The sequence below is a fragment of the Escherichia sp. KTE172 genome, assembly GCF_000408845.1.
Lineage (GTDB): Bacteria > Pseudomonadota > Gammaproteobacteria > Enterobacterales > Enterobacteriaceae > Escherichia > Escherichia coli.
On the sequence record NZ_KE137316.1, the window covers coordinates 3014201 to 3032864 of the forward strand.

General features: G+C 50.2%; 16 protein-coding genes and 1 pseudogene. All 17 read right to left on the reverse strand.

What is annotated here, in order from left to right; translation table 11 throughout:
- Nucleotides 1-5: 5 nt before the first annotated feature.
- Nucleotides 6-431 (reverse strand): annotated as a pseudogene (locus G434_RS09600) (fimbrial protein); the annotation flags it as partial.
- A 10-nt stretch (nt 432-441) separates the two neighbouring features.
- Nucleotides 442-2964, reverse strand: coding sequence for a long polar fimbrial usher protein LpfC-O113 (gene lpfC-O113, locus G434_RS09595; protein WP_000989197.1), 2523 nt, complete (start codon nt 2962-2964; stop codon nt 442-444).
- Between the two features lie 24 nt (nt 2965-2988).
- Complete coding sequence (gene lpfB-O113 / locus G434_RS09590; protein WP_000088124.1) at nt 2989-3720, reverse strand: long polar fimbrial chaperone LpfB-O113; 732 nt, start codon at nt 3718-3720, stop codon at nt 2989-2991.
- Nucleotides 3721-3767: 47 nt separating this feature from the next.
- Nucleotides 3768-4340, reverse strand: coding sequence for a long polar fimbria major subunit LpfA-O113 (gene lpfA-O113, locus G434_RS09585; protein ID WP_000827811.1), 573 nt, complete (start codon nt 4338-4340; stop codon nt 3768-3770).
- 307 nt (nt 4341-4647) lie between these two features.
- Complete coding sequence (gene glmS, locus G434_RS09580; protein WP_000334086.1) at nt 4648-6477, reverse strand: glutamine--fructose-6-phosphate transaminase (isomerizing); 1830 nt, start codon at nt 6475-6477, stop codon at nt 4648-4650.
- Between the two features lie 161 nt (nt 6478-6638).
- A complete protein-coding gene (gene glmU / locus G434_RS09575; protein ID WP_000933736.1) occupies nt 6639-8009 on the reverse strand; it encodes a bifunctional UDP-N-acetylglucosamine diphosphorylase/glucosamine-1-phosphate N-acetyltransferase GlmU in 1371 nt (456 codons plus the stop codon).
- A gap of 350 nt (nt 8010-8359) precedes the next feature.
- Nucleotides 8360-8779, reverse strand: coding sequence for a F0F1 ATP synthase subunit epsilon (locus tag G434_RS09570; RefSeq protein WP_001251965.1), 420 nt, complete (start codon nt 8777-8779; stop codon nt 8360-8362).
- Between the two features lie 20 nt (nt 8780-8799).
- Nucleotides 8800-10182 carry a F0F1 ATP synthase subunit beta gene (gene atpD, locus G434_RS09565; protein ID WP_000190506.1) on the reverse strand — a complete coding sequence of 461 codons (1383 nt, stop codon included), beginning with the start codon at nt 10180-10182 and terminating at the stop codon, nt 8800-8802.
- A 26-nt stretch (nt 10183-10208) separates the two neighbouring features.
- Entirely contained in the window at nt 10209-11072 is an 864-nt protein-coding gene (gene atpG / locus G434_RS09560; RefSeq protein ID WP_000896498.1) for a F0F1 ATP synthase subunit gamma, read from the reverse strand.
- A gap of 50 nt (nt 11073-11122) precedes the next feature.
- Complete coding sequence (atpA, locus tag G434_RS09555; protein WP_001176745.1) at nt 11123-12664, reverse strand: F0F1 ATP synthase subunit alpha; 1542 nt, start codon at nt 12662-12664, stop codon at nt 11123-11125.
- Nucleotides 12665-12676: 12 nt separating this feature from the next.
- Nucleotides 12677-13210 carry a F0F1 ATP synthase subunit delta gene (atpH, locus tag G434_RS09550; protein ID WP_001288587.1) on the reverse strand — a complete coding sequence of 178 codons (534 nt, stop codon included), beginning with the start codon at nt 13208-13210 and terminating at the stop codon, nt 12677-12679.
- Nucleotides 13211-13224: 14 nt separating this feature from the next.
- A complete protein-coding gene (atpF, locus tag G434_RS09545) occupies nt 13225-13695 on the reverse strand; it encodes a F0F1 ATP synthase subunit B (protein WP_001052219.1) in 471 nt (156 codons plus the stop codon).
- A 61-nt stretch (nt 13696-13756) separates the two neighbouring features.
- Complete coding sequence (gene atpE / locus G434_RS09540; RefSeq protein ID WP_000429386.1) at nt 13757-13996, reverse strand: F0F1 ATP synthase subunit C; 240 nt, start codon at nt 13994-13996, stop codon at nt 13757-13759.
- 46 nt (nt 13997-14042) lie between these two features.
- Nucleotides 14043-14858: a F0F1 ATP synthase subunit A gene (gene atpB / locus G434_RS09535; protein WP_000135618.1), complete on the reverse strand. Its 816-nt coding sequence runs from the start codon at nt 14856-14858 to the stop codon at nt 14043-14045.
- 8 nt (nt 14859-14866) lie between these two features.
- Nucleotides 14867-15247: a F0F1 ATP synthase subunit I gene (atpI, locus tag G434_RS09530; RefSeq protein WP_000116695.1), complete on the reverse strand. Its 381-nt coding sequence runs from the start codon at nt 15245-15247 to the stop codon at nt 14867-14869.
- 616 nt (nt 15248-15863) lie between these two features.
- Nucleotides 15864-16487 carry a 16S rRNA (guanine(527)-N(7))-methyltransferase RsmG gene (gene rsmG / locus G434_RS09525; protein ID WP_000932864.1) on the reverse strand — a complete coding sequence of 208 codons (624 nt, stop codon included), beginning with the start codon at nt 16485-16487 and terminating at the stop codon, nt 15864-15866.
- Between the two features lie 63 nt (nt 16488-16550).
- On the reverse strand, nt 16551-18440 hold the full coding sequence (gene mnmG, locus G434_RS09520; protein WP_000499788.1) for a tRNA uridine-5-carboxymethylaminomethyl(34) synthesis enzyme MnmG: 1890 nt from the start codon (nt 18438-18440) through the stop codon (nt 16551-16553).
- Between the last annotated feature and the right edge of the window lie 224 nt (nt 18441-18664).

Below are 18664 nucleotides of genomic sequence, written 5' to 3' on the forward strand. Positions count from 1 at the left end.
ATTACCGAACCTCCAGTAGGCCTGTTAGCATGGTATTCAAAAGGTGCATTAATGTATCCTACACCGAGAAGGTCTATCGATATTCCAACATCCAGATTAGGATTCAAATTAAAGTAGTTTACATTAGAACGAACACCCGCATAACTTAAGGCCTCGTTTATTCTCGCTGTATAGTAAATATAAGGAAACTCCCCCACTTTCCCTGTATCACAATGGCAGTGAGCAGGATAAGAGTCCCCATTTGTCACGGTTTTATTAAAGGTCTCTCCCACTCTGTTCTCGTCTGCCGTAATCAGATAGCCGGAAAAATCAAGTGTGCTATGAAAGGCCCCATTATCTGAGGTGCAGATACCTTTTGGGGCCGCAAATGTTGCACCACTAAAGGAGAAGATAAAAACAGTCAAGCACCACTGTATAATATACTTGTTCATAAAAATCCTTTTAATGACATGTCACACCTTGTTCAATTAAGCCGCTTTCACTTTCTGGTATTGAAAGTGAATAATCGAAGGTGCATGTAGTGGCGGCATTTTCCCCCCAGGAGAGCATCACTTGCCCCTTTTCAGGAAGGCCGGAGAGATAAAGCTCCCCCAGGTCACCGACAATCCCTGAATCAGCAGAGCTTGTATTTTGTACGGCAGCAATAGCGCCAAAAGGTGCTGGCTTACCTTTTGCATTCACCACTTTGAAGAGTACGCGATAGCCCACGTGGGTAACAAATTCTGCTTTAACCACCGCGCCACGGGTGGGAACCATCGTAACGACGGTATTATCAAGTTCTATATTCGACTTCGAGAAATAGTTATCGCTGATTGCTACCCGGTTTTCATCATAAGGGTTTAGCTGTGTCTTGACCGTATAACCACGCCAGTCCGTCGCAGCACCACGCATATTGTCTATTTCTAACCCGGCAGCCCCTGGTGCTTTAACAAGAGCTATGGTTTCACCCAACTCCTGGCTTAACGTTACGCCTTCGCTGTGAGCCAGAATTCCCCCTCTGATACCATAATTCAGCCTCTGAGAATTTTGGCTGTAGTTATAGCTGCCGTTCACCGTGCCATAAGTGCCATCATAGGTCAGGGACATATTACCGCCAACCTCATCATCATGGCTGTTATAGGACTGCATTAAATTCCAGGAAAGGTTATTTCTTTCCAGCGCCGTACCGCTGAGTCCAAGTTGATGTGAGCTACCGGAATTATCGTTTTGCGATACAGAATAGGTGGCGTAACTATTCCCCCACCAGCCCGATAAAGGAACAGATAAAGAGAGCATGTAGATCTGCTCACTGGTGTTATCACTGGCATTGTTGTTCCCCGTCCCCTGCCGGGCAGTATTGGAATAACTCCAGGAGACGTTCCACGAGAGACGCTTCCAGCTACTGCTGTAGCCAAATTGCATTAATCGTTCAACATCATCGGTATGCCAGTACTGCTGGCGACTTAATGTCAGATATAAGTTGCCATAATCTCTGCCCAGTGATTGCGTTAACGTTCCTTCCACACGGCTGCGGCGGTTACCGGTTTCCCAGAAATCTTCAGGATTATTACGCCGGGACGCCCATTCATTGAGGGTATAATAACCTTCGGTGGAGTAACGATAGCCAACCAGGCGCAAGCTGGTATCCGTATCGTCAAAGCGTTTCGAGTACAGGAAGCGATAAGACTGACCGGTTTCCGTATCATCATGGCTAAATTTCGCGCGAGCATGTGTCACATCGAAAGAAATTGCGCCCAATGCGCCAAGATCTTTACCGACACCCAAAGCGGCAGAACCATACTTTTCAGCAGCCTGCATACCTCCATATAAGGTGAAACCGTAGGGAAAACCATGAAGGATCTGAGCCTGAATAACGTCAGGGGTAAAGCCATCTTCATCGCGTAATTCTCCCACACTGACATCAACATCAGTTTGACCTTCACGTTTGAGGATGGCTAACGACGCATAAGGTTGAGTAAATCGTTGTTCGCTACCGTCTTCTTCTTTGATGGTTACGTCCAGATCACCACCTGTACTGGCGGTGTTGAGATCGGTAATTTCAAAAGCACCTTGTGGAACGGCTGACTGATAAATCACGTAGCCATTCTGGCGAATAATGACAGTGGCGTTAGACTTTGCAATCCCACGCACTACGGGGGCAAATCCGTTTTGGCTGGCAGGCAACATATCGTTATCGGTATACAAGCGTGCGCCACGAATTTGCGTACTGTCGAAGATATCGCTCGCCGTCCACGTATCACCTATCATAATCTGGCTTCTTAACGCAGCTATATCACGTTGTATCCAGGTGCTTATAGAGTTGTATTCTGCACTGCCATCGGTCGTATTTAAGGTGCTGTAATTGCGTAATCGCCACGGCCCAATATTCAGTCCATTGCGCAGATTGAGATAACTGGTATCTGTCTCTTGTGAACCATAATCCGAACGTAGAGTATGTGAACCAGAAAAATCGTAGTTGATGGTGAGCGCGTTAATCCCCTCATCCCAACGCGAGGGGCTGATGTAATCATAAGCCATCGCATCCATATAGATTTGGGGAATGGAGATATTCAGTTGCAGTTTATCGCTGTCGAACTGCCATGATGAGCCTTCAATGCGTGGCCCAGGATCAATACAGACTGTTTCATCTACATCATTGAGCGATTTCAGCGCATCAACTTTTACGCCAAAGGTGGTTAGCGTTTTTTTAATAGCGACAAAGCAGGCGTGTAAATCAGCATCGGGATTATCCTGAACAAAGGTCACATCCTGACGTTCAAACATTTTACCGTTGATAAAAATATCAACGCTATAAACACCTGGGGGCATCAGGTTTGCCCGATTAAACTGGCGAATATCGACTCCGGATTGATGGTCGATTTCCAGAAGCGCCGGATTGAATACACTGACCTCGGCCATCAGGCTTTGCGAGAAAATCAGACACGTCCCTGCCGTGAGGCCAACCTTTATTCTGGTCGTCATCATAATACGCCTATCCTTTTCCCTTGCTTACAGCGTCATTTTTATCGGGTCACTGACTGCGCCGTAATCATTAATAAATCGCCAGATCATTTGGCCTCCCGCAGAATTAGCAGGTAAAGGTAACGTGAGCGTTTCAAAAGGACGGATCATGTTGAGGGGCACATCATGACCATCAACGATGACATCCATCACACTGATATGAATCGGGTTGGGATTCTCTACAATCAGGTTTCGCCCTTCCCGGTGCCACTTCACCTTCGGTGCAGCATCTTCGGGAATCAGGCGAATGCTTGCCGGTCGCCAGAACAGCTTGATACGCGTTTTAACTGCGATTTCCAGTGAGTTCGCCGCTTTGTTGCTCGCAGAGGGCGGAATATTTTTAATATTCAGCCAGAAGACTGACTCGCGATCATCAGGCAATGACACACCTTTGGTATGAATAATGCGTAATACTTTTTCTTGCGCGGGTTCTAATCGTGATACCGGAGGAATAACGGTAAACGGTGCTTTGCTTTTATCCTCTTTATTAAACGGATCTACCCATGCCTGGATGAGATAAGGAATTTTTTCTTCCTTGCTAAATACAGAAATAGATTTATCTGGGTTATTACTTAAGTAAACTACCCGTGTACCACCAATGACAACGCCTGCATAGGTTAATGCTGGTTGGACTAAAAAAACACTGAGTATAATCGCGGTAAATAACTTACATGAAACGGTTGTTTTAAAGAGCCTGATTAAACAACTTTTTCTGGACATAACGACTCCCTGGCCAAAGCCAACTGAATAAAAAGGCCCTTGATAAATTATTTCTTATATTCGACAGTAAATTGTGAATCGGCGTTCGCCGTACCCGCCGTTACAGTTGCATTGGTTGCCACATAGCGTGCAATAAACTTCATTTCAGCCTTGCCTTCAGCGTCGATAGCGGTATAGGCAGAATCGTTATAAAGTTTAACCTGCGAGTTATCTGACTGGTTAAAAATACGAATACCGACACCCGTTGCCGCAATCGCTTGTCCTGTACCGGTAAAATCGCCAGGGTTGCCCGCTGTAAGCGGCGTACCCACTTTCAGGTCGCCGTCGCCGCCAGGCGCTTCTGTACCATCAAAACGAACGGCTGCCTGAGTGTAGGTTGCCGGGCACTTTTCAAGTTTAATACTGAACTGCTGTGGTGACGCCAGACTACCTACACCTGAAAAAGCATTTTTACTGACTTTACCCAGTGGTACGGTTTGATCGGCTGTATCGGAGGTAACTTCACAAGTAGTGTCGACAATTTCACCGACGAAGTGAACAACACCATCTTCTGCCAGTGCATGTCCGGCCAGCATTAAAGATGCCAGAGTGAATGCACCGCCTATAATATTACGCTTCATAAAAACTCCATTGATATAATATATCCTTTACCATGAATCATCACTTATATTAATAAGTGTATTTTTGATCCAAAGGAATAGTACACCAAAGAGACAACTTTATCTAAAAATAATATTAATTACTCAATCTTAAATATAAATTTATTATTTAAATATTATTAAAACAGCAAGAAATCAAGTTTATTATCAGACATTAGCAATAATTCAGAATATATTTATATCAATGGGCATATGAATAATGGAATTATTGATATCACTTATAAAAAAGGGCCGCCGGTCGGCAGCCCTTTTCTATCAACGAGAGATATTACTCAACCGTAACCGATTTCGCCAGGTTACGCGGCTGGTCAACGTCGGTGCCTTTGATCAGCGCAACGTGGTAAGCCAGCAGTTGCAGCGGAACGGTGTAGAAGATCGGTGCAATAACCTCTTCCACATGCGGCATCTCGATGATGTGCATGTTATCGCTACTTACAAAACCCGCATCCTGATCGGCGAAGACATACAACTGACCGCCACGCGCGCGAACTTCTTCAATGTTGGATTTCAGTTTTTCCAGCAATTCGTTGTTCGGTGCAACGACGATAACCGGCATATCGGCATCAATCAGCGCCAGCGGACCGTGTTTCAGTTCGCCTGCAGCGTAGGCTTCAGCGTGAATGTAAGAGATCTCTTTCAGCTTCAATGCGCCTTCCAGCGCGATTGGGTACTGATCGCCACGGCCCAGGAACAGCGCGTGATGTTTGTCAGAGAAATCTTCTGCCAGTGCTTCAATGCGTTTGTCCTGAGACAGCATCTGCTCAATACGGCTCGGCAGCGCCTGCAGACCATGCACGATGTCATGTTCAATGGAGGCATCCAGACCTTTCAGGCGAGACAGCTTCGCCACCAGCATCAACAGCACAGTTAACTGAGTGGTGAATGCTTTAGTGGACGCCACGCCAATTTCCGTACCGGCATTGGTCATCAGCGCCAGATCGGATTCGCGCACCAGAGAAGAACCCGGAACGTTACAGATTGCCAGCGAACCAAGGTAACCCAGCTCTTTCGACAGACGCAGGCCCGCCAGGGTATCCGCGGTTTCGCCAGACTGTGACAAGGTGATCATCAGGCTGTTACGGCGCACGGCAGATTTGCGATAGCGGAATTCAGAGGCGATTTCGACGTCGCACGGAATACCTGCCAGCGATTCAAACCAGTAGCGGGAAACCATACCGGAGTTATAAGAAGTACCACAGGCGAGGATCTGAATATGCTCAACCTTCGACAGCAGTTCGTCGGCGTTCGGTCCCAGCTCGCTTAAATCAACCTGACCGTGGCTGATGCGCCCGGTAAGGGTGTTTTTGATCGCGTTCGGTTGTTCGTAGATCTCTTTCTGCATGTAGTGGCGGTAAATACCTTTATCACCCGCGTCATATTGCAGATTGGATTCGATATCCTGACGTTTTACTTCCGCGCCAGTTTTATCGAAGATGTTTACCGAACGGCGAGTGATTTCCGCAATATCGCCCTCTTCAAGGAAGATAAAGCGACGAGTCACTGGCAACAGCGCCAGCTGGTCAGAAGCGATAAAGTTTTCGCCCATGCCCAGGCCAATCACCAGCGGGCTACCAGAACGTGCCGCCAGCAGGGTATCCGGGTGACGGGAGTCCATGATCACTGTACCGTACGCACCACGCAGTTGCGGGATAGCACGCAGAACAGCCTCACGCAGAGTACCGCCTTGTTTCAGCTCCCAGTTCACCAGATGGGCAATCACTTCGGTGTCGGTTTCAGAAACGAAGGTATAGCCACGCGCTTTTAACTCTTCACGCAGCGGTTCATGGTTTTCGATGATGCCGTTATGCACCACCACAATGTGTTCAGAAACATGCGGATGCGCGTTAGCTTCTGAAGGTTCACCGTGGGTCGCCCAGCGAGTATGAGCAATACCGGTGCCGCCATGCAGAGGATGTTCTTCCGCTGCCTGAGCCAGCATCTGGACTTTACCGAGGCGACGCAGGCGGGTCATATGACCTTCTGCATCAACAACGGCCAGACCGGCAGAGTCATATCCGCGGTATTCAAGACGACGTAAACCTTCAAGAAGGATTTCTGCTACATCACGTTGCGCGATCGCGCCAACAATTCCACACATAGTTTTTGATTCCGATTTATATCGTTGTCGGTCAACCTGTATGCCCGTTTTTTCGGGCGCCCCGAGCCTTGTAGAGAGTGGGGTTATTTTTATAGTTACTGCTTGTGGGCGGGAGATTATGTTATCTCCTCATCCCATATGACCGGATTTCCCAGCCAGAATTACTTTTTCTTTACCGGACGACGCCAGCCTTCTTTTTGAGTCTGCGGCACACGGCTGATCGCCAGGGCGTTTTCGCCGACATTACGCGTCACAGTTGTACCCGCAGCAATGGTCGCGCCTTTGCCTACTGTTACCGGGGCCACCAGCTGAGTGTCGGAACCGACAAACACATCGTCACCGATAATGGTCTTAAATTTATTCGCACCATCGTAGTTGCAGGTAATGGTTCCCGCGCCGATGTTAACGTTATCGCCAATTTCCGCATCGCCCAGGTAAGTCAGATGACCAGCTTTCGAGCCTTTACCCAGACGCGCTTTTTTCATCTCAACGAAGTTACCGACGTGTGCACCTTCCAGCAACTCAGCACCAGGACGCAGACGGGCAAACGGGCCAATGGTACAGGCCGCCGCCAGATTCGCATCTTCCACAACGGTATACGGACTGATTTCGCAATCATCGCCAATCACGCTGTTTTTAATCACGCAACCGGTGCCGATTTTCACGCGATGACCGAGAGTCACGTTGCCCTCGATGATAACGTTAGTATCAATTTCAACATCGCGCCCGTGAGTAAGCGTACCGCGCAGATCAAAACGCGCCGGATCGCGCAGCATAACGCCTGCTAACAGCAGTTTTTCAGCCTGTTCGGACTGGTAAACGCGCTCCAGTCGGGAGAGTTGCAGGCGGTTATTCACGCCTTCTACTTCGCTTAAACGTTGCGGATGAACGGCGACGATTTCACGCCCTTCCTGATACGCCAGCGCAATAATGTCGGTGATGTAGTATTCACCCTGAGCGTTATTGTTGGTCAGCTTCGCCAGCCAGCGTTTCATATCTGCGCCGTTGGCAATCAGAATGCCGGTGTTGATCTCCTGAATCTGACGCTGCTCGTCGGTGGCGTCTTTGTGCTCAACAATGCCGGTAACTTTGCCGTTTTCACGGGTGATACGTCCATAACCGGTCGGATCATCCAGTTTTACCGTCAGCAGACCAATGCCACCCTGCGGTTTAGCATCACGCAGGCGCTGGAGTGTTTCGACAGAGATCAGCGGCACGTCGCCGTAGAGCATTAAAATGTCTTCATCATCGGCAAAGAAAGGTGCGGCCTGCTGCATCGCATGACCTGTACCCAGCTGTTCTGCCTGAAGCACCCAGTTCAGGTTGTCATCTTTCAGCGCCTGTTTAAGCAGATCGCCGCCGTGACCGTACACCAGGTGAACGTGCGCCGCGCCTAATTCATTCGCAGCATCAATGACATGCTGAACCATCGCTTTCCCGGCAAGGGTATGCAGCACTTTCGGAAGATCGGAATACATGCGCGTGCCTTTGCCTGCGGCAAGGATCACTACGCTCATAGCATTATTCAACATACGCGTCCTGACTGTAATTTGAGAACGAATTTAAACCGCTTCACCTTGAAAAAACTACATTTTTTTCATCGTGAAATGGACAGAGGATAAATTGTTCAATAACGGATTATCCCCGCTGACGAAAGCGCCATTTTCGACCATCGTCACGCCTTTTGTCTGCAGAAAATTAAGGCAATACCTTCATTTAAGCGTCAGGTGGATGTTTTTGCTCTTATTTCGATCAATGAATAAACGGGAAAACAGGGGGTTTTATATCAGCAGGATCTATGTGAACGCTCTTCAGGACGGGGCAACGCGTAAAAAAAAGCCAGCCTGTTTCCAGACTGGCTTTTGTGCTTTTCAAGCCGGTGTTACATCGCTTTTTTGGTCAACTCGATAACGCGCAGCTGCGCGATCGCTTTGGCCAGTTCCGCAGACGCCTGAGCGTAATCTACGTCGCCGTGAGAGCTGCTAATGTGCTCTTCAGCCTTACGTTTCGCTTCCATGGCTCGCGCTTCGTCGAGATCCTGGCCGCGAATTGCGGTGTCGGCCAGAACGGTCACGTTGCCAGGCTGCACTTCAAGAATGCCGCCAGACAGATAGATAAACTCTTCGTGACCGTGCTGTTTCACGATGCGAATCATACCAGGCTTAATGGCGGTGAGCAGCGGTGCGTGGCCAGGGTAGATCCCCAGTTCACCTTCGCTACCCGTTACCTGGATTTTCTCGACCAGACCAGAGAACATTTGTTGCTCTGCACTGACGACGTCCAGGTGGTAAGTCATTGCCATATCACCCTCCGATTAAGGCGTTAAAGTTTTTTGGCTTTTTCCACAGCTTCTTCGATGGAACCGACCATGTAGAACGCCTGCTCCGGCAGGTGATCGTATTCGCCTTCCATGATGCCTTTAAAGCCACGGATGGTGTCTTTCAGGGAGACGTATTTACCCGGAGAACCGGTGAATACTTCTGCCACGAAGAACGGCTGGGACAGGAAGCGCTGGATCTTACGAGCACGCGCTACCACCAGTTTGTCTTCTTCAGACAGTTCATCCATACCCAGGATGGCGATGATGTCTTTCAGTTCCTGATAACGTTGCAGGATGGACTGAACGCCACGCGCGGTGTCGTAGTGTTCCTGACCAACCACCAGCGGGTCCAGCTGACGGCTGGTGGAGTCCAGCGGGTCAACGGCCGGGTAGATACCCAGAGACGCGATCTGACGGCTCAGTACCACGGTTGCGTCAAGGTGCGCAAAGGTGGTTGCCGGAGACGGGTCAGTCAAGTCATCCGCAGGTACGTATACCGCCTGTACGGAGGTGATAGAACCAGTTTTGGTGGAGGTGATACGTTCCTGCAGAACGCCCATCTCTTCCGCCAGGGTCGGCTGATAACCTACCGCTGAAGGCATACGGCCCAGCAGTGCGGATACTTCCGTACCGGCCAGGGTGTAACGATAGATGTTGTCAACGAACAGCAGAACGTCACGACCTTCGTCACGGAATTTCTCAGCCATGGTCAGACCGGTCAGAGCAACGCGCAGACGGTTTCCCGGCGGCTCGTTCATCTGGCCATACACCAGGGATACTTTGTCGATAACGTTGGAGTCGGTCATTTCGTGGTAGAAGTCGTTACCCTCACGAGTACGTTCACCTACGCCCGCAAACACAGAGTAACCGGAGTGCTCGATCGCGATGTTACGAATAAGCTCCATCATGTTTACGGTTTTACCTACACCCGCACCACCAAACAGACCAACTTTACCGCCCTTAGCGAACGGACACATCAGGTCGATAACTTTGATACCGGTTTCCAGCAGTTCCTGAGAGTTTGACAGCTCTTCGTAGGAAGGTGCTGCGCGGTGAATCGCCCAACGCTCTTCTTCACCGATCTCGCCTTTCATGTCGACCGGTTCGCCCAGTACGTTCATGATACGGCCCAGAGTCGCTTTACCTACCGGGACTTCGATCGGGTGTTCGAGGTCTTTTACATCCAGACCGCGACGCAGACCGTCGGAGGAACCCATTGCGATGGTACGTACGATACCGCCGCCGAGCTGCTGCTGAACTTCCAGCACCAGACGCTCATTACCATTTTGCACCTCAAGAGCATCGTACACGCGCGGTACGGCATCCTGAGGGAATTCGACGTCAACTACGGCGCCGATTACCTGGACAATCTTTCCAGTAGCCATCTTAAATCCTCTACGAAATAACCTGTTTAAACCGCGGCGGCCCCCGAGACGATCTCGGTGAGTTCCTGAGTAATGCTGGCCTGACGAGCTTTGTTGTATACCAACTGCAGCTCTTTAATCAGGCTGCCGCCATTGTCGGTCGCGGCTTTCATCGCCACCATACGGGCGGCCTGCTCGCTGGCCAGGTTTTCAACCACGCCCTGATAAACCTGAGATTCGACATAACGACGCAGCAGGGTATCCAGCAACGCCTTCGGATCGGGTTCGTACAGGTAATCCCAGGATTTATGTTTCAGATCATCATCATCTGATGCCGGTAACGGCAGCAGCTGGCTGATGGTCGGAACCTGAGACATGGTGTTAATAAATTTGTTGCTGACAATGTAAAGCTTGTCCAGACGGCCTTCGTCGTAGGCCTGCAACATCACTTTTACCGGACCGATCAGTTCGGACAGGGAAGGGTTATCCCCCATGCCGGTGACCTGGGCAACAACATTGCCGCCCACGGAGTTGAAGAACGACACGCCTTTCGAGCCGATCATTGCGAGGTCGCATTGAACGCCTTTGTCGGTCCAGGTCTTCATTTCCGCCAGCAGTTTTTTGAACAGGTTAATGTTCAAACCACCGCACAAACCACGGTCGGTCGACACCACCAGGTAGCCCACGCGTTTAACGTCGCGGTCTTCCAGGTAAGGGTGCTTATATTCCAGATTACCGTGTGCAAGGTGACCAATCACTTTGCGCATGGTTTCTGCATAAGGACGGCTGGCCGCCATGCGATCCTGCGATTTACGCATTTTGGAAGCGGCGACCATCTCCATCGCTTTAGTGATCTTTTGCGTGTTCTGGACGCTTGCGATCTTACTACGTATCTCTTTTGCGCCGGCCATGAGCTTCTCCTCAATGCCTTGCGGCCTGCCCTAAGGCAAGCCGCCAGACGTTACCAGGATTGGGTTGCTTTGAAGGAATCGAGGATGCCTTTCAGCTTGCCTTCGATTTCGTCGTTGTAGCCACCGGTCTGGTTGATCTCTTGCATCAACGGAGCGTGATCACGGTCGACGTAAGCCAGCAGAGCGGCTTCGAAGCTGCCGATTTTCGACAGTTCAACATCCGCCAGGTAACCACGTTCTGCTGCGAACAGAACCAGAGACTGTTGCGCTACGGACATCGGCGCATACTGTTTCTGTTTCAGCAGTTCGGTCACTTTCTGACCGTGGTCAAGCTGCTTACGTGTTGCATCGTCAAGGTCGGATGCAAACTGAGAGAACGCTGCCAGTTCACGATACTGTGCCAGAGCGGTACGGATACCACCGGACAGTTTTTTCATGATCTTGGTCTGTGCTGCACCACCAACACGGGATACGGAAATACCCGGGTTAACCGCAGGACGAATACCGGCGTTGAACAGGTTGGTTTCCAGGAAGATCTGACCATCGGTAATGGAGATTACGTTGGTTGGAACGAACGCAGAAACGTCACCCGCCTGAGTTTCGATAATCGGCAGCGCAGTCAGAGAACCGGTTTTCCCTTTCACTTCACCTTTGGTGAAGGCTTCAACGTATTCGGCGTTAACACGCGCAGCACGCTCCAGCAGACGAGAGTGGAGGTAGAATACGTCGCCCGGGAATGCTTCACGTCCTGGCGGACGACGGAGCAGCAGGGAGATCTGACGGTAAGCAACAGCCTGTTTAGACAGGTCATCGTAAATGATCAGCGCATCTTCACCGCGGTCACGGAAGTATTCGCCCATTGCGCAACCAGCGTACGGTGCCAGGTATTGCAGTGCAGCGGATTCAGACGCGGTTGCTACCACAACGATGGTGTTAGCCAGTGCGCCGTGCTCTTCCAGTTTACGTACCACGTTAGAAATGGTGGACGCTTTCTGGCCGATAGCGACATAGATACATTTGATACCGGAATCGCGCTGGTTGATGATGGCATCGATAGCCAGTGCGGTTTTACCGGTCTGACGGTCACCGATGATCAATTCACGCTGACCACGACCGATTGGGATCATGGAGTCAACGGCTTTATAACCGGTCTGTACCGGCTGATCTACGGACTGACGTTCGATAACGCCCGGAGCGATTGCTTCTACAGCAGAGAAGCCGTCGTGATCCAGCGGACCTTTACCGTCGATTGGTGCACCCAGAGTGTTAACCACACGGCCCAGCAGGCCACGGCCAACCGGAACTTCCAGGATACGGCCAGTACACTTAACTTTCATGCCTTCGGCAAGGTCAGCGTACGGACCCATAACAACCGCACCTACAGAGTCGCGCTCGAGGTTCAGTGCGATAGCGTAACGGTTACCCGGCAGGGAGATCATTTCACCCTGCATACAATCGGCCAGGCCGTGAATGCGGATAACACCGTCACTTACAGAAACAATAGTACCTTCGTTGTGAGCTTCACTCACAACATTGAACTGAGCAATGCGCTGCTTGATCAGTTCGCTGATTTCGGTGGAATTCAGTTGCATGCTCCAGTCCCCTTAAGACTGCAAGACGTCTGCAAGGCGCTCAAGACGACCGCGTACGCTGCCATCAATGACCATATCACCCGCTCGGATGATAACGCCTGCCATTACAGACTTATCGATTTTGCAATTCAGCTTAACTTTGCGTGACAGACGTTTTTCCATCGCAGCAGAAATTTTCGCGAGCTGTTGTTCACTCAGTGCGGCAGCGGAAATGACGTCTACCTCAGCGGTAGCCTCACTCACGGCACGCAGGTGAATAAACTGCTCCAGAACATCCGGGAGCGCGTTAAGACGACCATTTTCAGCCATTACCCGAATCAGGTTCTGACCGTTTTCGTCCAGTTGCTCACCACAAACTGCGATAAACGACTCGGCGAGCGTTTCTGGCGCAAGCGCGCCAGAGAGAAGCTCTGCCATTTGTTCGTTTTTGGTTACCTCGGCGGCAAACGCCAGCATGTCCTGCCAGCGTTCTACACTTTGGTGTTCGACGGCAAAGTCAAAAGCTGCTTTGGCGTAGGGGCGAGCTACCGTAATAAATTCAGACATCAGCCCCTCCCTCCTTACAGTTCAGCGACAAGTTTATCCACGATGTCGCTGTTAGCAGCTTCATCCACGGAACGTTCGATGATCTTCTCGGCGCCAGCAACAGCCAGGATAGCAACTTGCTTACGCAGCTCTTCACGGGCACGTTTACGCTCGGCTTCAATTTCCGCCTGCGCCTGGGCCACGATTTTAGTACGTTCCTGTTCTGCCTCAGCTTTCGCTTCGTCCAGAATCTGCGAGCGGCGTTTGTTAGCCTGCTCGATGATTACCTGGGCTTCCGCTTTCGCTTTTTTCAGCTGGTCGGTCGCGCTGGCCTTTGCAAGGTCAAGGTCCTTATGTGCTCGTTCTGCGGAAGCAAGACCGTCAGCAATTTCTTTTTGACGTTTTTCGATGGCTGCCATTAATGGCGGCCATACGTACTTCATGCAGAACAGAACGAACAGGACAAACGCGATGGCCTGGCCGAGGATTGTTGCGTTAAGATTCACAGCACAATGCCTCTATTTAGTTAACGTTCTGATATTGCTCTTTAAATAAAAGCAACGCTTACTACGCGACAGCGAACATCACGTACAGACCCAGACCTACAGCGATCATCGGGATAGCATCCACCAGACCCATAACGATAAAGAACTGAGTACGCAGCAGAGGAATCAGATCAGGTTGACGCGCTGCGCCTTCCAGGAATTTACCCCCGAGGATGCCGATACCGATCGCAGCACCGATTGCCGCCAGACCCATCATCACAGCGGCAGCCATGTACAGCAGATCCATATTCAGGTTTTCCATGACAGTCTCCAGTTTGTTTCAGTTAAAACGTAGTAGTGTTGGTAAATTAATGTTCTTCAGACGCCATCGACAGATAGACGATCGTCAGAACCATGAAGATGAAGGCTTGCAGCGTAATGATCAGGATGTGGAAAATGGCCCACGGCACATTCAGAATCCACTGTGACCACCACGGCAACAGACCAGCAATCAGAATGAAAATCAGCTCACCGGCATACATGTTACCGAACAGTCGCAAACCGAGTGAAACTGGTTTGGACAGCAGGCTTACCCCTTCAAGGATTAAGTTGACAGGAATGAACGCCCAGTGATTGAACGGCTGCAGCGTCAACTCTTTCGTGAAGCCGCCGATGCCTTTCATTTTGATGCTGTAGAACAGAATCAGGATAAATACACCCAGTGCCATAGACAGCGTTACGTTCACGTCCGCAGACGGAACCACACGCAGTGCAGGCAGACCCAGTACATGTTCAGCAATGTACGGCAGCAGGTCGATAGGCAGTAAATCCATCAGGTTCATCAGGAATACCCAGACGAAGATCGTCAGGGCCAGCGGAGCAATCAGCTTGCTTTTGCCATGGTACATGTCTTTCACGCTACCATTAACAAAGCCGATCACCAGCTCAATCGCGGTCTGAAACTTACCTGGCACACCGCTGGTCGCCTTTTTGGCTACGCTACGGAATAAAACCAGGAACAACAGACCCAGCACCACCGAGAAGAACATGGAGTCAATATTGATTGTCCAGAAGGTGGCTGGGGGGTTATGTGGATCCACCAGCGAGAATGTACGCAGGTCCAGCTGAAGGTTGTTCAGGTGGTGTCCTATGTAATCCTGCGGCGTCATATTTTCTGAAGCCATGATGCCTTTTACCCTTTGTTGTTAATTACAGCCGGTGCCAGTATCTGAACCACCAGCACCAAAACCCACGTAACGATCAGCGGCAAGAATACCGCCTTTAAAACCGCCAACGCCACCACAAGTAACACCAACATCGCCAGAACTTTGAAAGCTTCGCCAAATGCGAATGTCCAGGCCACACGGCCTTTCGCTGGTGTATGCGCCTGGTGACGCCAGGCAAATATCATAAACAAAACGTTAGGCAGAAAGACTGCCAGGCCCCCGCTTATTGCAGAGACGCCCCAGAAGGGGTCTTTGAGGCTGAACAGCAATCCACTTGCTATCACCACCAGTAACTGAACGAGCAGAAGCTTCCGAGCAACGTTTCGACTCACGAGCGACACAGACATCACGTTTTTCACTCCTGCTCCCTTCGAGGTATGCCGCGTGTCGTATAAAACTTTCTTTAAGGCTTAGAGTCAAGCATCAAAAAGCGGTCAAATTATACGGTGCGCCCCCGTGATTTCAAACAATAAGTAGCCAAAAGGTGAATAAATGTTTAAATATTTTTCCAGTGCATACAATTGCGACTTTTCTGCAAACCCTGTTCGATCATGAAAAACTGTAAATAACGCGTAAACACTGGTGATAAAGCGTGCTTCAGATCACATATTGAGCATGTTCGCGCACAGCATATTTATTTACTTGGCAAATGATGCCTTTGCAAGTTTATGATATTTCAGTCTAAAAACAGATACTGTTTTAATAAATGACATTTACACAACAAAAACCACCCATTGACATTTTTAATAATGTTTTAACAGCCAATGATGATTCTTAGCGCCGATTTTTAGCAGACTGATATTTTCACTTATGACTTATTTTCTGCTTACCAAAAAAAGCCACGTTACTTTGTTGATGCAAAAGAGTGAACGTGGCGTTAAATGTAACCAGTTATATCAGTAGAAAACCTGGTTGTTGTTAACAGTCTAACCGGTCAATTTTTTATGATTTTTTTGATAAAAATTAAATTTTATTTGCTTTAATCACCACCAGATGACGTTCGCCATCCAGGGCTGGAACCTGAAGTTTAACCACTGATTCGACCTGATATTCTTCGGGCAACAAAGCGATTTCATCTTCCGGCATTTGCCCTTTCAGCGCGTAGAAACGGCCTTGCTCACCAGGAAGATGGTGGCACCAGCTCACCATATCGTTCAGAGAGGCAAAAGCGCGGCTAATTACGCCATCAAATGGCGGCTCAGATGGAAACTCTTCTACCCTGCTCTGTACTGGCTCAATATTCTCCAGTTTAAGCTCATGTTGCACCTGACGAAGGAAACGCACGCGTTTACCAAGGCTATCCAACAACGTGAAGTGGGCTTCAGGACGCACGATAGAGAGTGGAATGCCAGGCAGTCCTGGTCCGGTGCCGACATCGATAAACCGTTCACCTTGCAGATACGGTGCCACCACAATGCTATCGAGAATATGGCGTACCAGCATCTCATTAGGATCGCGGACCGAAGTCAGGTTGTACGCTTTATTCCATTTATGCAGCATATTCACGTAGGCAATTAGCTGGTTTTTCTGGTGATCGGTAAGCGAAATTCCTGCGTCTTTCAGCAGAGAGGTGAGTTTGTTTAGCACGGTGATTACCTGTTCTTGATGCGTTGCCCGGTAAGCGGGTGCTTACCAGGCATTTTTAATGCGTTATGCGCTACGACGCAGCATACCCTGTTTTTTCAGCCACACCAGCAGAATGGAGATGGCCGCAGGCGTGACGCCAGAAATACGCGAAGCCTGACCGATAGAGGCCGGTTTGTGATCGTTAAGTTTGGCGATCACTTCGTTAGAAAGACCGGATACCTGGCGGTAATCCAGCGTCGCTGGTAGCAGGGTGTTCTCGTTACGCAGCTGCTTTTCGATCTCATCTTGCTGGCGCGCGATATAACCTTCGTATTTAACCTGAATCTCAACCTGTTCCGCCGCCTGTTCGTCTGTCAACGCAGGGGCAAACGGCGTCAGCGTGGTTAATTTTTCATAAGTCATTTCCGGACGACGCAGCAGATCTTCACCACTGGCTTCACGGGAAAGTGGCGCAGTCAGGTGAGCATTCACTTCGGCTGCAGCTTCCGCCGACGGGGTTACCCAGGTCGATTTCAGACGCTGACGCTCACGCTCGATATTCTCAAGTTTCTCGTTAAAGCGCGCCCAACGTTCGTCATCCACCAGGCCCAGTTCACGACCGATTTCAGTCAAACGCAGATCCGCATTATCTTCGCGCAGCATCAGACGATATTCTGCGCGCGAAGTAAACATACGATACGGTTCTTTGGTTCCTAAAGTGCACAGGTCATCAACCAGTACGCCGAGATACGCCTGAGAACGCGCCGGAGCCCAACCTTCTTTGTCAGCAGACAGACGGGCAGCGTTAAGACCAGCCAGCAAACCTTGCGCAGCGGCTTCTTCGTAACCGGTAGTGCCGTTAATCTGACCAGCAAAGAACAGCCCCTGGATAAACTTGCTCTCCAGCGTCGGTTTCAGGTCGCGTGGATCGAAGAAGTCATACTCAATGGCATAACCCGGACGCACGATCTTCGCGTTTTCCATCCCCTGCATGGAGCGGACGATTTGCATCTGCACATCGAACGGCAGGCTGGTGGAGATACCGTTCGGATAAATTTCGTTTGAGGTCAGCCCTTCCGGTTCAAGGAAGATCTGATGCTGATTTCTGTCGGCGAAGCGCATGACTTTGTCTTCGATCGACGGGCAGTAGCGTGGGCCGACACCTTCGATCACCCCTGCATACATTGGGCTACGATCGAGGTTACTGCGGATCACATCATGGGTTTTCTCGTTGGTATGGGTGATATAACACGGCACCTGCTGTGGATGCTGGGACGCATTACCCATAAACGAGAATACCGGCATTGGGTTATCGCCATGCTGTTGCGCCAGCACGCTGAAGTCGATAGTACGCGCATCAATACGCGGCGGTGTCCCGGTTTTCAGACGACCAACGCGCAGCGGCAGTTCACGCAAACGGCGAGAGAGCGGAATGGACGGCGGATCACCAGCACGACCACCGCTGTAGTTATCCAGACCGATATGAATTTTACCGTCGAGGAACGTCCCAACGGTGAGCACGACGGCTTTGGCACGGAACTTCAGTCCCATTTGGGTAACAGCACCAACCACGCGATCGTTTTCGACAATAAGATCTTCAACCGCCTGCTGGAAGATCATCAGGTTCGGTTGGTTCTCCAGCGCCGTACGTACCGCCTGCCGGTAGAGCACACGATCCGCCTGAGCACGGGTAGCGCGAACCGCTGGTCCCTTGCTTGCGTTTAGTATCCTAAACTGGATACCCGCCTGATCGATCGCTTTCGCCATCAGACCGCCGAGTGCATCCACTTCTTTTACCAGATGTCCCTTCCCAATACCGCCGATCGCCGGGTTGCAGCTCATCTGCCCCAGAGTGTCGATATTGTGTGTCAAAAGCAGAGTCTGTTGACCCATACGCGCCGCGGCCATCGCGGCCTCGGTGCCTGCATGACCCCCGCCAATGATGATGACGTCAAAAGGATCCGGATAAAACATGGTGATTGCCTCGCATAACGCGGTATGAAAATGGATTGAAGCCCGGGCCGTGGATTCTACTCAACTTTGTCGGCTTGAGAAAGACCTGGGATCCTGGGTATTAAAAAGAAGATCTATTTATTTAGAGATCTGTTCTATTGTGATCTCTTATTAGGATCGCACTACCCTGTGGATAACAAGGATCCAGCTTTTAAGATCAACAACCTGGAAAGGATCATTAACTG